The following is a 14,260-nucleotide window of genomic DNA, read 5'->3' on the forward strand; positions in this document are numbered from 1 at the left end:
AAAAGAGGATTTGGCGCGGAGTTAGCGGAGGCGGGACGCATTGGCAAATGGGCGATGGCCCGCTACGCTCCCACCCATGCAGAAAATCCGATCGGGCACGCTTGCCGCCCTCCTCCTAGGCAGCCTTTTCACCCCCGTCCTGGCCCATGCCGCTCCGGCAGACAGCGCCGCGATTCGCGACGCCGCGCTCAAGGATGAGGTCGCATGGGATTTCACCGAAGGCCTGACCACCGAAGTCGGCCCGCGTCCGGCCGGCACGCCGCAGGAAGCGCGCGCGCGCGAGTGGGCGGTGGCGAAGCTCAAGGCGCTGGGGTTCAGCAATGTGCGCGCCGAACCCTATACGATGCCGGTATGGCTGCGCGGCCGGGACGAAGCGAAAATCCTCTCCCCCTTCCCGCAGAATCTGGTGCTGTCGGCGCTGGGCAATAGCGGTTCGACCCCGGACAAGGGGATAGAAGGCGAAGTCGTCTATTTCCCGACTCTCGCCGATCTGGAAGCCGCACCCGCCGCCAGCGTCAAAGGCAAGATCGCCTTTGTCAGCCATGACATGACGGCAACGCAGGACGGTTCCTCCTATGGCTATTTCGGCGCCGCCCGGCGGCAGGGGCCCAGCATCGCGTCCAGCAAAGGTGCGATCGCCATATTGATCCGGTCGATCGGGACGGACCATCATCGCCTGCCTCATACCGGTGTTCAGATGTGGGCCGATGGCGTGACGCCAATCCCCGCCGCCGCGCTTTCCGTGCCGGATGCCGAGCAACTGGCGCGCGTGATCGGGCGGGGACAGCCGGTCAAGCTCCACCTGACGCTGACATCGAAAATGCTCAAGGACCAGCCGTCGGGCAATGTCATCGCGGAAATTCCCGGCAGCGATCCGGCGGCCGGCGTGGTGGTCGCGGCCTGCCATCTCGACAGCTGGGATCAGGGCACGGGCGCGATCGACGATGCGACCGGCTGCGGCATCGCGGCGGCCGCGGCATTGCAGGTGGCGAAGGCTGGCCAGCCCCGCCGCACCATCCGCGTGCTGATGGCCGGGGCCGAGGAAGTTGGCGGCGACGGGGCGCGGGCCTATTTCAAGGCGCATGGCACGGAGAGACACGCGCTCGCGATTGAATCGGATTTTGGCGCCGATCGTGTGTGGCGCGTGGATTTCAAATTGCCGCAGGGGCATGATGCGCTCGCGACCAGAATCTCAGTGGCCCTCGCGCCGCTGGGCATCGGCGCCAGCAAGCAGGAAGCGGGCGGCGGCGCCGACATTGCGCCGCTGGTGAAGGCAGGCGTGCCGGTGATCGACCTGCAACAGGACGGCACCCGGTATTTTGAGCTGCATCACACGCCCGACGATACGCTGGACAAGGTGGACCTGGCGCAATTGCGGCAGAATGTCGCCGCCTGGGCCGTAACGTTAAACCTTGTTGCCAATGCGCAAGAATCCATGGGCATTAAGTGAACTTTTATAGTAGACAACGCCCCGTCGCGTGATTCCATCGTTTCACCGGCGCAGAAAAGCATTGATTTGTGCATCGCACACGTTAATGCGGGTCGCTCGCGTAGGGTCACATTGTAACGTGCCTGACGCGGCATAATGCTATGGGAGCCGTACACAATGAAGAAGATCGCTGCTGTTTTCGCTTCGGCCAGCCTGATGGCCCTCGCCGCTTGCGGTGAGAAGCCGGCCAACGAAACCGCGAACGCTTCGAACGCCGTCGTGGAAAACGTTGTCGACAACGCCATGAACGCTGCTGAAAATGCAACGAACGCTGCTGACAACGCTGCGAACGCTGCCAACAACGCTGCGAACGCGATGTAATCTTCGCCTTAGCGAGATTTCCGAAGGGCGGGCTGTCTCTACAGCCCGCCCTTTTTGTTTGTGCCAGAGACATTGCGCCCCTGCCCCCGGAACATCCGTCCCGCTCCATCAGTTGTTTCTGAATTGTTACAGGAGAGAATATCATGGGCAAGGGACTGTTATTATGGCTGATCGGAGTGCCGATCCCCATCATTCTGCTACTTTGGCTCTTCTTTCATTGATCGCCGATTGACGGGACGCGCGATAGACCGCTAAGGGCCGAGGCGTCGGGGAGTAGCGCAGTCTGGTAGCGCGCCTGCTTTGGGAGCAGGATGTCGCAGGTTCGAATCCTGTCTCCCCGACCAACTCGCAAAATCGCTAATGAAAATCGCGCGATCCCGGCAATATCCGCACGTTGCGCGGATGGCCGTGGTTGCGGATCCGCGACATCACCGGGTGGACAGCCTTGTCGCCCGGTCCCGCTTCAATAAGCGTCGCATGATCCTCTGACAGCCGATCGAGTTCGGCGGTACGGTCCACGATGCGATCAGCCATCAGATGCAGCACATCGACCGGCCCTTCCCGCACCCGTTGCACCACACCATGCGCCTCCATCAGCCGCGCGGCCATCAGCGGCAGGCGATAGCGGTCCAGCATTCTGGCCCAGAGCAGGATGTTGACGATACCTGTCTCATCTTCCAGCGTAGCGAAGATCGCATTGCCCTTGCCGGGCCGCTGCCGCACCAGCACCACGCCTGCAACCTTTGCCCGTGTGCCATTCTTGACGCTGCTGACCTGCTCGCTGGTCAACAGGCCTTCGGCCGCGAAAACGGGGCGCAGGAAGGTCATGGGGTGCTGCTTGAGCGACAGACGGGTCAGCTGATAATCCGCCGCTACCGCTTCGGACAGGGGCATGGGCGGCAGGGCGGCATCGGCTTCTTCCCCCAGTTCGCGCGCGCGGGCAGCGGCAAACAGCGGCAATTCGCCCGCTGGCATCCTTCGCACATCCCAGGCCGCATCGCGCCGTTCGCGCCCGATCGAGCGGCAGGCATCGGCATCGGCCAGCAAATGCAGCGCACGGGCAGGCAGGCGTACCCGTCGCCCCAGTTCCTCGATCGTGGCGAAGGGACCGGATGTCGCGCGATCCTCCGCAATCGCCTCCCCCCAAGCCTCCCGGAAACCATCAATCTGGCGAAAGCCCAGCCGCAGCGCGAACGCCCCATCCTTGCGGTGGCGCGGCACGATGTCACCCCAGCGGCGATTGGCCGGGGTCCAGCGCTTGCGCGCATCGGGATCGTCCACCGCAATCGGCTCCAACCCATTGTCCCAGCCACTGGCGTTGACGTCGATGCCGCGCACCATGACGCCATGTTCGATCGCGTCGCGCACGATCTGCGCCGGGGCGTAGAAGCCCATCGGCTGCGCATTGAGCAGTGCCGCGGCAAATACGGCAGGCTGGTAGCATTTCAGCCAGGCCGACACATAGACCAGTCGGGCAAAGGAGATGGCGTGGCTTTCGGGGAAGCCATAGCTGCCAAAGCCCTTGATCTGGTCATAGCAGCGCTGGGCAAAGGCGCGTTCATAACCACGCGCCACCATGCCGCCGATCATCTTTTCCTCAAATTCGCCGATCGTCCCGACATTGCGGAAGGTCGCCATCGCCCGACGCAGCTTGTTCGCCTCCCCCGACGTGAAATTGGCGGCGGTGATCGCCAGCTTCATCGCCTGCTCCTGAAATAGCGGCACGCCATAGGTGTGGCCCAGCACATGATGCAGTTCATCGGCGGGGTGCGGCGGGGCTGGCGAAGGAAAGCGCCAGGAAGGCGGCTTGCCATCGCGCGCCTCGGCCCGGCGGGCGAGATAGGGATGGACCATATCCCCCTCGATCGGGCCGGGCCGCACGATCGCGACCTGCACCGCCAGATCATAGAAGGTGCGCGGGCGCAGGCGGGGCAGCATGTTGATCTGGGCGCGGCTTTCGACCTGGAACACGCCGACGCTGTCCCCCCGGCACAGCATGTCGTAAACCGGCGCCGCTTCGCCTGGCACCGACGCCAGCGTCATGTCGCCCAGGCCATGGTCGTGCATCAGCGCAAATCCCTTGCGGATGCAACTGAGCATCCCCAGCGCCAGTATATCGACCTTCATCAGGCCCAGCGCGTCGATATCATCCTTGTCCCACTCCAGAAATGTGCGATCCGCCATTGCCGCATGGTGGATCGGCACGGTTTCATCCAGCCGATCCTGCGTCAGCACGAAACCGCCGACATGCTGCGACAAATGGCGCGGGAAGGTCAGCAGCCGGTCGACAAGTTCCTTCAACTGCATGACCAGCGGATTGCCCACGTCCAGCCCGGCATCACGGAAGCGCCGTTCTTCCATGCCGCTGGCATGGCTGCCCCACACGGTGCTGCCGATCCTCGCGGTGACATCTTCCGACAGGCCCAGCACCTTGCCGACTTCCCGCACCGTGCTGCGCGGGCGATAATGGATGACGGTCGCGGCTATGGCGGCGCGATCGCGACCATAGCGGGCGTAAATATGCTGGATCACCTCCTCACGCCGTTCATGCTCGAAATCGACGTCGATATCGGGTGGTTCGTCGCGATCCTCCGAAATGAAGCGGGAAAAGAGCAGGTTATGCCTGGTCGGATCGACCGAGGTGATCCCCAGATAATAGCAGACCGCCGAATTGGCCGCCGATCCGCGCCCCTGGCACAGGATCGGTGGATCGAGGCTGCGGGCAAACTGCACCGCTTCATAGACGGTCAGAAAATAGCAGGCGTAATTGCGGCTGCGGATCAGCGCGAACTCTTCCGCCAGCATCGCATGGACCCTATCCGGCACGCCATCGGGAAAGGCATCTCCCGCCAGCCGCAGCACTTCATGTTCCAGCCAGTCCTGCGCCACCCACCCTTCGGGCACCGGCTCATGCGGATATTCATATTTCAGATGGGACAGATCGAACCCGATCCGGTCCAGCACATCGCGCCATGCCCCCACCGCCTGCGGCCAGTCGCGGAACAAGCGCGCCATTTCGCGTGCGGGTTTCAGGTGCCGTTCGGCATTCGCCTCCAGCCGCCGCCCGGCCTCCCGCAGGGTCACGCCCTGCCGGATACAGGTGACGACATCATGCAACGGCCGGTCCTGCGCCATGGCATAGAGCGCATCGCAGGTTGCAAGCAGCGGCAGCCCCAGCCGCCCGGCCATCGCCGCCAGCCGGGCAAGGCGGCGGCGGTCCGGCCCGGCGCGCGGCATGGTGACGCCGATCCACAGCGCACCCGGCACCCGTTGCGCCAGCCCTGCCAGCAGCGCCTCGTCCGCTTCCCCTGCCATAGCAATCAGGACCATGTCCTGCGCATGGTCGATCAGGTCGGACAGACGCAGGTCGCAATCGCCCTTTTGCACCGTCTCTTTCAGATTGCCGACGCTCAGCAGCCGGGTCAGCCGCCCCCAGCCATGGCGGTTGATGGGGTAGGCGACAATGTCCGGCGTCCCGTCGGCAAAGCAGAGCCGCGCGCCGGTGACGAGACGGAAAGCCTGCGCCAGCGGCAGCGCCTGCGCCGCAAGATGACGGCGCTCCGCAGCCGACTGTGGGGTTTCGCCCGTGCGGATGCCCTGATCCTCGGCATCCTCGACCAGCATCCTGCGCACCGATTTGAGCGCGCTCCACGCCCGCACCACCCCGGCCACCGTATTGCGATCGGCAATGCCGATGCCCGCATGGCCCAGCGCCAGCGCCTGTCCGACCATATCGGCCGGGTGGGACGCACCGCGCAGGAAGCTATAATTGGTTGCCGCGACCATTTCGGCAAAATCCGGCGCAGGCGATGGCGGTCCCGGTCGCCGCGCCCGCAGCGCCGTGTCGAGAGGGATGGGTTGACGCCCCTCCCCCTCCGGCCCCGGATCACGCCCCCGGCTCATGCGAACAGGCCATGCAGATACCAGCGCGGCATAGGCTTGTCCGGTTCGAAGAAACCAAGGCGGAATATCCAGAAACGGCGACCGCGCCGGTCCTCCACCCGGTAATAGTCGCGAATATGATCGGGCGCGTCGCCCAGCAGATAGCGAATATCGACCTCGCCCGGATCGCTGCCGGGCCGGGGCAGTTCGATCGACACGGGCCGCCTGCGCCACCATTCCCCGGCGATCCGCTCCGGCCCTTCGAACCGGGCGACTTCGTGCAACGCCCGGCGCCAGCGGAAACGGCGGGGCGGGCCGTCGGGGACTTCGGCGCCCAATACCTCGATCGGCTGGGGCGGATCGAACAGATGGATGGGACGCAGCGGCGGCTCGCCCGGTTCCGGTGTCGTCCACGAACCGGACGGCGACGTATCGAGCGCGGGCAGCGCAAATTCGGCCTGTTCGGGCATATGGCTGTCGCGTGCGCCAAAGCGGCGGACGCGGTTGCGCCCCAGCCGGGTGCTCAGACGCTCGACCAATGCGGTCACCGCCGCCTCGCCGGTCGCGCCGCCCTCCAACTGCAATTGTGACGCGCCCAGCGGTTCGGTCAGCGGGACGTTCAGCCGCAGCAGGTCGAAACCGAATCCGGGATCGATCGGATCGTTCAGGCTGTCGATCCGCTCGCGGATCAACCGCATCAGCGCAGGCACATCCCGCATCGGCGCGCCGGTTTCCACGGTCAGGCGGCGCACCAGCCCGTCGCTGCGGAAAAACAGCGCCTCGAACCGGCGACCGCCATGGCCCCTCTGCTCCAATATCCCTGCCGCCTCCCCTGCCAGTTCAGCCAGGATCGTCATCATGGTTTCAGTGCGCGCGACCGGTTCGGCAAAGCGCCGCTCCACGCTCATCGGCGGGACCAGCCGGCGCGGGGTCAGCGCGCTGTCCGCCTCCCCCACGATCCGGCGGATCGCCATCACCGCGTCCGCGCCGAAACGGGCGGCGATGGAGGACATCGGCCGACGCGCGACATCGCCAATGGTTTTCAGCCCCGCGCGGCGCAGCGCCAGCGTCGCCTCCTCTTCCAGTTCCAGCGCCGCTACGGGCAGGCGGCGGATCGCGCTATCCTCGTCGCATGCAGCCCCGGCCACATAGCGGGCCAGCGCCCGCGCGCCCTCCGGCGTTCCGGCAAAGGCCAGCCGCACCGCCACGCCCAGCCGCGCCAGCCGCCGCTCCAGATCGGCCGCCAGCCCAGCCTCTCCACCAAAGAGATGATCGCACCCGCTGGTATCGAGGATCAGCCCGTCGGGCGGATCGAGCGCGACGGTCGGGGTGTAGCGGGTGCAGCCATCGGCCAGCCGCTCCAACCAGTCCTGATCCTCATGCGGGACATGGTCGAACAGGTCGAGGTCGGGCACACGGGCGCGGGCATCCGCCATCGACAGGCCGGGCGACAGGCCCAGCGCCGCCGCCGTCTCATCCACCGCCGCCAGCCGCAACGCGCCGCGGATCTTCTCGACAAAGGCGCGTGGCCGTTCATCCTGCCCGGCGCACAGATGGGGCCGGGTCAGGCGCAACCGCTCCGCCGGGAGCCAGGGGAAGAACAGGGCGAGATAGCGGCGGTGCCGGGGGGCTGGCGTCGCGATCGTCATGCTCTGCGCCTCCCATGGTTCGTCCATCACTGGCAGCACGTCTGAAACAAAGTCGGTCACGGTCCCACTCCATGCGCCAGGGACCGGCCGGGGGGCCGGCGCGCCGACGCAGCAATTCGATTTGAAACAGGGATGCTCCTGGCGCGTCCGCTTCCAGCGCGATCGAGGGGGATGCGCTCACCCGCCAGCGTGTATCGGCGGCGCTGGGCGCAGTATCGGCGGCGATGCGCAGCAGGAACAGAGTGACGCCCGATGCTTCGGCGGCCAGCATCAGGCGGCGAGTGGCGGTCAGGTCCAGCCCGCGCATCGCCCCCCATCCTTCGACCAGCACCGCGCCCAGCCCGGCGCAACGCGCGGCCTCCGCCGCTGCATGGAGCAAAGCGGCTTCGTCAGGGGCCAGCACCAGCAGCATATTGGCGGGATCGATCCCCAGTTCGACAAGGCCGGTGGCGTGCAACCCTCCAACCCGTTTCTGCATCGCTTCGGTGCGCAGCCACAGGAAGGGACGCCCTTCCCCCGCGCGCAGGCTGAAGAGGGCGGCAACCCCAGCCCCGCTGCTGGCATCTTCCTGATCGGCAAAGATTTCATGCAAGCGCCCACGCGCCAGTCCACCGCCTAGTGCCGCGTCCACCCCGTCATGCCCCAACGCGAATAGCCCCGCTGGCGTAGCCGAGCGGCGCGGCTCCAGCTGTTGCAGGCTCTCCCTCAACCGGGCAAGAACAGGAGACGAATCGCGCATATGTTCACTATATGTTCTATTGTTCCTTTGCGCCAGTCGTCAGAACAGGGAGTGGGCAAGATACCAGCCCGGCACCGCCGCCAGCGCCAGAAATGTGCCGAGCGGCACCCGCGCCGTCGCTGCCATTGCCCGGCCCGTCGCCAGCATGACGCCCAGCCCGGCCAGCGCCGCGATCAGCAGGATGAAGGGCAAGGCCTGCCAGCCGAACCATGCGCCCAGCGCGCCCAGCAACTTGGCATCGCCCAGCCCCAACCCCTCTCGCCCGCGCAGAGCGCGATAGGTCAGCGCAATCGCCAGCAGGCTGCCATAGCCCAGCGCCGCGCCGATGATCCGGTCGGCCAGCACCACATCGGTCGCCCAAAGTCCCAGCGTCAGGCCCAGGAAAGCCAGCGGCAGGGTCAGCGCATCGGGCAACCAATAATGCCGCCAGTCGAGCACGGCCAGCGTCAGCAGCATCCAGCCCAGCAACGCCCAGCCAAGGCCGCCCAGATCCGGCATGGCGCCGATCGCCAGCGCGCCAATGACTGCGCAACTGAGTTCGATCCGCCCATGCAGCGGATCGATCGGCGCGCCGCACGTCCGGCACCGGCCATGCTGGAACAGGGCGCTGAGCAAGGGGATCAGATCGCGCGGCGTCAGCGTGCGGCCACAGCCATCGCAGGCCGACCGCCCCCGCGTCACGCCCCGTCCCTGCGGCCAGCGCAGGATCAGGGTGGCCAGGAAACTGCCGAAAATCGCGCCGACCACCCCACCCAGCAGCGTCGCCAATATCGGCGTCACAACGTCCCTTCGACCTTCAGCAATTGCGCATTGCCCACGGTCGCAAAGCCCGCCTGCCCCAGCGATGCCGCCAGCGTCGGATCAGCGGTTTCCACCCGCATGGTCGCGCTGTACCGGCCCGACCGCCAGATGCGCAGCGCGATCGTTTCCATGCCCGACTGGCTGGCGAGCGGCAGCAACAGCGCATCGCCATCGCAGGCCAGGGCCCCGGAAAAACCCTGTGTCAGGTTCAGCCCCGGAAACTGCCCCGCCATCCGCGCCCGCACCCGTCCTTGCGCATGACCGCACCGATCGCCGATGAAATAGGCAGACACATCCTCCATCTGAAGCCCGGCGATCGGCAGCGGCGCGAAGGTCCGGCCCAGCGGCACCGCGCCGGTCACGTCATCCACTCCGATCCGCCCGAACCCAACCGTCAGCGCGCCCGATATGTCGTCGGCCAATCCCTTGGTCCGGGCAATGTTGAACCGCGCCCGACCCGTCAGCAACGCCAATGGAGAAAGGCCCGCGCGCACGCTGCCCATTGGCATGTCGCCCAGCATCAACTGGTCGATCCGCCCGCTCCATACCGTGCCCCGCACGTCACGCGCGGCCACGCCCAGCCGCTCCAGCCCGGACAGACCCAGCGCGACCCGCATCGGCAGAAACAGCAACAACCCCAGCAGCACGATCAGCAACAGGATGATCCGCATCCGGCGGGACAAGACCAATCCCATCATTGCCCGCTTCCCCGCACCAGCACCGCCTGCACCGACAGGCTGCCAGCGGTCGGCGCGGGCCGCGCGCTCATCGTTTCGACCCGCACGCCCTGCGCTTCCAGCACCGCGATCCAGGAAAAGAGCGCGACCGGCCGGATCGCGGCGATGGCAATCTCCATCCGGTCCGGCCCCTGCGCCTGCGCGCGTTCCAGTGTCAGGCCCGCTTCGCCAGCGCCCTGCCCGACCAGCTGGTCGAGCGGCGCGGCCGGGCCACCAGCCGCCGGACGGCTGGGCAACGCCTTCAGCTGCTGCACAGCCGTGCGCACCGCGGCGTTGCGCTCGGTCGCCTCGACCAAATTGTCGCGCGCCGACCGCTGCGCCCGGTCGAGCGGCACTGCTACCCCGAACCAGAGGAGCACGCCTGCCAACAAGGCGAACATCACGCCCAGCATCACCTGCTCACGCGACGATCGTTCCGCCCAAAGCGCCTGCATCCGTTCCATCATGACCGCACCGTAATCTCTGCCAGCGTCCGCCCGCCCGGCTCCTGCGCGGGTGTCGCCGTAATCGTGAAGCCTGCCGCCTGTAACGCGAGCAGCACTATGTTGATGTCATCCGCCTTCGCCGCCGCCAGCGTGGCGCGCATCATCCCGTCCGGGTCGCGCGACAGGCTGGTCAGCGCCACGCCCGGCGCATCCTGCATCGCCGCCATCAGGGCTGCGACCGGCGCGGTAAAGGCCCGCCCACCAGCGCCCCGCGCAGCCAGTTGCTGCTCCATCGCGCCAAGCGCCTGGGCCGCATCGCTCGCGCCGGGCACGACCTGCTGCGCCAGCGCCAGGCTTTCCGCGTCCAGCCGACTGGCCTCGCGATGGCTTTTGACGATGCCGACCAGTGCGATCAGCAGCGCGGCAAGCAGGATCAACCCGCTCCACACAGCCGCGCGTTTCAGCACGCGCTGGTCGAGCTGCCGCCGCACCCGCTTGGCAAAATCACCCTGCCGCAGATCGATGGGCGGGGCGTCAAGCGCCGCGATGGCGCGCCCCTCGATCACGCCCCGTGGCACATCCACCACCGGCGCGTCGCCGATCAGGGCGGGCAGGGCCAAGTCGCCGGTCAGCGCCATATCCGTGCCGCGCAGCACCGTCATCTCGCCGATCAGCCCGCGCGAAAAACCCGCCTCCGGCTCCGGCAGCAAAAGCGGCGCTGGCACGATAATATCGGGGTCCAGCCCATGATGTTGCGCCCAGAGCAGCCAATGCTGCATGTCTGCCCGCGCCGCCAATGCCACGATATGGGGCCGCGCAGGATCGTCCTGCACATCGGTCACCGCAAACAGCTGATCGGCGGGCAATATCCCGTCCGCCAGAACCGCCAGCCGTGACGCCGCGCGTGCCTGCCGCACCGGAAGGTCGGGATGCAGCGCCCAATGGAGAGCCACCAGAGCCGCAGGCGGCACCAGCATCACCCGCGCCTCAACGGGCAAGGCGGCAATGCCGCACGCTGCCAGCCAGTTCGCGCCCTCGCCCGATTGCACCAGCGCGCCATCGATCACGCGCATCCAATATGGCGGCGCGTCCTGCGCTTCGGGCAGAAACACGATCAGGGCGTCGCGCGCGCTCATGCCCCCGCACCCCAGCTGCGCCGCACCACGATTGCGGGGCTTTCCCGCGCGTCGATCAGCGACCGCTCCACCAGTTGCGTTCCCCCGACAGTCACCGCCACGTCCACTCCGAAAAATCCCGTCGTCAATTTGACCTGCTCGGCCACCTCGGTCATCGGCGACAGGCCGGCGAGCGAGGGCAAGGCCCAGAACTGGTTCGTGCTGCCGTAGCCGTCCGCGGGCCGCTGCGCCAGCAATTGCCGCGCCTGTCCGACGCTCAATTGCCCCGGCAACAGCATCGCGAACAGCGGCGCCTGCTCCGGCAACAGCGTGTTGATGTTGATCGGCGACAGATCCGTGACTGGCAATGCGCAGATCCAGGGCCGCACCGTCGCATAGATGGCAGGCGTAATGCCATTGACCGCGCGCAACTCGCTGGCATCGACCATCAGGCGGTTGGCCGCGCGATAGGGCCGCGCCATTTGCCCATAGACCGCATCCTCCGCCCCGCCCGGCTGCGGATCGCCATCGCTGTCGATCCAATCGGCCAGGCTCGCCGCAGCGCCCTGCGCCTGTCGCGCATCGACGCCCAGCGCCACCAGCAGCGCCTGAAATTGCGACACACCGATGGGCCGCGCCTTCAGGCTGGCCTCGCTTTCGCCGCTGACCACACTGTTGAGGTTGAAACAATTGCCGCCGTCGTTCACCCGCGCCGTCGCGATGCCGCCGGGCACCGGAATGCTTTGCGGCGCGCCCAGCCAGCCGCCCGCCAGCGTCATCTTCGCCGGATTGGCCGCGACCAGATCGCCGATCCGCAAGCGCGCAACCGCCGTGCCAGCCTCGGCATAGGCGCGCGCCTGATCGATCGCGCCGCCGTTGCCGGTCATTCGCGTGGCCAGCGCCACTCGCTCCAGCGCGGTCGCGGCAACGACTGCCATCACCGCTACCAGCAGCAACACGGTCAGCAGCGCTGCGCCCTGTTCATTGGGTTTGCGCGGATCAGGCACCGGGCGCACCTTCGATGACCGGCTTTTCGACCGGGCCGGGCGCGACCAGAAAGCGCAAGGTCACCGGCGGCTCGCCCGCGCGGGTGAGCGTCATTTCCACCGCGCGCGGCAACAGGTCGGGCTGGGTCGGCGTCCAGTCGTCACGCCATTTCCCCCGCGCATCGCGGAATTTCAGCGCGACCGCCTCTACATCCTCCAGCAAGGCGGCAGGCTGATCCCCCGCCGCGCCATCCAGTTGCGCATAGGTTCGCCGCTCCAGCCGCCCCTGCCGCACCCAATATTCGACCTTCTGCAAGGAGGGCCGAGGCAGATCGCCCAGATTGTCCCACCCGCCCCGCACGAACTGCATCACCGGCTGATCCTCACCTTCATGATGCGCCCAGAAGGCGGGTGCCAACGTGCCGCTCTCCGTACGGGTAATGCGTGGCACAGCCTGCCCCAGATCGCCCGCCAGCGCCCCGCCAGCCCGTTGCACCGCCGCCATATCGTCGAGCCGCGCCTTGACCTGCGCTTGCGCCGACACGCTGTTGCCCAGCAGGAGGACACCGGCGCTGGCGAGCATGGCAAAGATCATGAGAGCGACGAGCAACTCGATCAGGGTGAAGCCATCGTCACCCTTGATCCTGTCAGATCCACATTGGTTGAGGCGCGCCACCATCACTCCACCACCCGTATGAAGCTCAACACCACGGGCGAAGCGCCCGGCTGGCCATCGACGGTCAGGTCGACCTGCAACAGGCGCTGGTCGTCGGTCGGCTTGACAGTCCGGCTCCAGTGCCAGCGCCGCCCGCCATTCTCGACATCGCCCGCTTCTTCACCAACCGACGGCGGCACCGGGTCGCTCTGCACATCGACCATCAGATTGCGCGCGACGATCTGGCCCAGCGCCTTGCTATCGAGATCAGCCGCCGTCCGCAGCGTCACCCCCTGCAACCGCACCAGCGCCAGCGCCGCCAGGCTGAACACCGCCAGCGCGACGAGCATTTCGAGCAGGGTGAAGCCGCGTTCGCCTTTCAAATGGTCGTCCCGGCATGACGGTGGAGGAGATGGCCGACTACCCACCGACCATGACCTTTCCCGCCATGTCGACCGTCACCGACACCCGCTCGCCCTCGCGCGCCAGCGTTACGGTCAGCGGATCGGTCGGCAAGCCGGTGCCGTCGAAGGCGATCTGCTGCCGCCCATCCTTGCCGACCAGCGCGCGGGTGCCGCTTTTCCAGTTGGCGGTGACGAAAGGCTTGTCCTCCAGCGCCACCCATTGCCCGCCATCGCGGCGCTGAAAGCCATAGCCGGATGCGGAAACCCAAAGGCCCATGGGGGCGGCGGTCACGACCGCTTCGTCGCGCGCGGCGGCAACGCGCGCGGCGAAGCGGTCGGCATCCTCGATCACCCGCCCGCGCGGATCGGGAATAGCCAGCACGACGGCAGCCGAAATGAAACCGATGATCGTCAGGACGACCATCAGTTCGAGGAGGGTGAAGCCATTTCCGTTCGGTTCGAGCATGTCGAGAACCGTTTCTCGACTTCGCTCGAAACGAACGGATGTGGTTTTATAGCTCGCTGGAATGAATATCCGCATTTTCGCTCTCGCCGCCCGGCTGGCCGTCCGCCCCCAGCGAACTGATGTCGAACGCGCCCTTGCGCCCCGGCACGGTGTAGATATAGGCGCGGCCCCACGGATCGTCGGGCAGCTTCTTGATATAGCCGCCACGCCGGTAACGTTGCGGCTGCGCCAGCGATGCGGGCGGATTGAGCAGCGCCTGCAACCCGTCCGATCCCGCAGGATAGGTCAGATTGTCGAGCCGATATTGCTCCAGCGCCTGTTCGATCGTGGCGATGTCCGCCTTGGCCTTCTCGACCCGCGCCGTGTCCGTCGCAGGGATGACGTTGATCGCCACGATCGTCGCCAGCAGGCCGATGATGACGATGACGACCATCAGTTCGACAAGGGTGAAGCCATGTTCGGCGGAACGCCGGGCGGACCCGAATCCTTCTTCCCCGTTCGTCCTGAGCCTGTCGAAGGACTGCTCTTTCCTTCTGAAGCAGGGCAGGGCTTCGACACGCTCAGCCCGAACGGATTCTAGTGTAACCATAT

General features: G+C 66.7%; 14 protein-coding genes and 1 tRNA gene. 3 read left to right on the forward strand and 12 right to left on the reverse strand.

What is annotated here, in order from left to right:
- Positions 1 to 76 precede the first annotated feature (76 nt).
- From IWY39_RS03835 to IWY39_RS03845, 3 genes are all read left to right on the forward strand, one after another.
- On the forward strand, positions 77 to 1,450 hold the full coding sequence (locus IWY39_RS03835) for a M20/M25/M40 family metallo-hydrolase (protein ID WP_107125124.1): 1,374 nt from the start codon (positions 77 to 79) through the stop codon (positions 1,448 to 1,450).
- A gap of 156 nt (positions 1,451 to 1,606) precedes the next feature.
- Complete coding sequence (locus IWY39_RS03840; protein ID WP_017184550.1) at positions 1,607 to 1,810, forward strand: hypothetical protein; 204 nt, start codon at positions 1,607 to 1,609, stop codon at positions 1,808 to 1,810.
- A gap of 267 nt (positions 1,811 to 2,077) precedes the next feature.
- Positions 2,078 to 2,154: transfer RNA gene (locus IWY39_RS03845), tRNA-Pro, on the forward strand.
- A 13-nt stretch (positions 2,155 to 2,167) separates the two neighbouring features.
- Here IWY39_RS03845 and IWY39_RS03850 read toward each other — a convergent pair.
- The 12 genes from IWY39_RS03850 to gspG are packed head-to-tail and all read right to left on the reverse strand — an operon-like array spanning position 2,168 to position 14,258.
- On the reverse strand, positions 2,168 to 5,713 hold the full coding sequence (locus IWY39_RS03850) for an error-prone DNA polymerase (RefSeq protein WP_107125123.1): 3,546 nt from the start codon (positions 5,711 to 5,713) through the stop codon (positions 2,168 to 2,170).
- Positions 5,710 to 7,341 carry a Y-family DNA polymerase gene (locus IWY39_RS03855; RefSeq protein WP_229380661.1) on the reverse strand — a complete coding sequence of 544 codons (1,632 nt, stop codon included), beginning with the start codon at positions 7,339 to 7,341 and terminating at the stop codon, positions 5,710 to 5,712. The genes IWY39_RS03850 and IWY39_RS03855 overlap by 4 nt, the downstream gene beginning before the upstream one ends.
- Positions 7,226 to 8,080 (reverse strand): ImuA family protein, encoded by an 855-nt coding sequence (locus IWY39_RS03860; protein WP_107125121.1) that lies wholly within the window; start codon positions 8,078 to 8,080, stop codon positions 7,226 to 7,228. The genes IWY39_RS03855 and IWY39_RS03860 overlap by 116 nt, the downstream gene beginning before the upstream one ends.
- Before the next feature lie 39 nt (positions 8,081 to 8,119).
- Complete coding sequence (locus IWY39_RS03865; RefSeq protein ID WP_086485710.1) at positions 8,120 to 8,860, reverse strand: prepilin peptidase; 741 nt, start codon at positions 8,858 to 8,860, stop codon at positions 8,120 to 8,122.
- Complete coding sequence (locus tag IWY39_RS03870) at positions 8,857 to 9,579, reverse strand: type II secretion system protein N (protein WP_019054325.1); 723 nt, start codon at positions 9,577 to 9,579, stop codon at positions 8,857 to 8,859. Before IWY39_RS03870 ends, IWY39_RS03865 begins: the two co-directional genes overlap by 4 nt.
- Complete coding sequence (gspM, locus tag IWY39_RS03875) at positions 9,576 to 10,064, reverse strand: type II secretion system protein GspM (RefSeq protein WP_196871396.1); 489 nt, start codon at positions 10,062 to 10,064, stop codon at positions 9,576 to 9,578. The genes IWY39_RS03870 and gspM overlap by 4 nt, the downstream gene beginning before the upstream one ends.
- Positions 10,061 to 11,179, reverse strand: a complete 1,119-nt coding sequence (gene gspL / locus IWY39_RS03880) for a type II secretion system protein GspL (protein WP_107125119.1) — start codon at positions 11,177 to 11,179, stop codon at positions 10,061 to 10,063. Before gspL ends, gspM begins: the two co-directional genes overlap by 4 nt.
- Positions 11,176 to 12,165, reverse strand: coding sequence for a type II secretion system minor pseudopilin GspK (gspK, locus tag IWY39_RS03885; RefSeq protein WP_107125156.1), 990 nt, complete (start codon positions 12,163 to 12,165; stop codon positions 11,176 to 11,178). Before gspK ends, gspL begins: the two co-directional genes overlap by 4 nt.
- The gene (gene gspJ, locus IWY39_RS03890) at positions 12,158 to 12,823 is read right to left on the reverse strand and encodes a type II secretion system minor pseudopilin GspJ (protein ID WP_107125118.1); all 666 of its coding nucleotides are present in this window, start codon (positions 12,821 to 12,823) and stop codon (positions 12,158 to 12,160) included. Before gspJ ends, gspK begins: the two co-directional genes overlap by 8 nt.
- Positions 12,823 to 13,182, reverse strand: coding sequence for a type II secretion system minor pseudopilin GspI (gene gspI, locus IWY39_RS03895; protein WP_107125117.1), 360 nt, complete (start codon positions 13,180 to 13,182; stop codon positions 12,823 to 12,825). The genes gspJ and gspI overlap by 1 nt, the downstream gene beginning before the upstream one ends.
- Before the next feature lie 37 nt (positions 13,183 to 13,219).
- Positions 13,220 to 13,669, reverse strand: coding sequence for a GspH/FimT family pseudopilin (locus tag IWY39_RS03900; RefSeq protein ID WP_017184561.1), 450 nt, complete (start codon positions 13,667 to 13,669; stop codon positions 13,220 to 13,222).
- Between the two features lie 46 nt (positions 13,670 to 13,715).
- Positions 13,716 to 14,258, reverse strand: a complete 543-nt coding sequence (gene gspG, locus IWY39_RS03905) for a type II secretion system major pseudopilin GspG (protein ID WP_107125116.1) — start codon at positions 14,256 to 14,258, stop codon at positions 13,716 to 13,718.
- Positions 14,259 to 14,260: the final 2 nt, after the last annotated feature.

Source organism: Sphingobium sp. JAI105, from assembly GCF_015752145.1.
In the GTDB taxonomy this organism is placed as follows: Bacteria; Pseudomonadota; Alphaproteobacteria; order Sphingomonadales; family Sphingomonadaceae; genus Sphingobium; species Sphingobium xenophagum.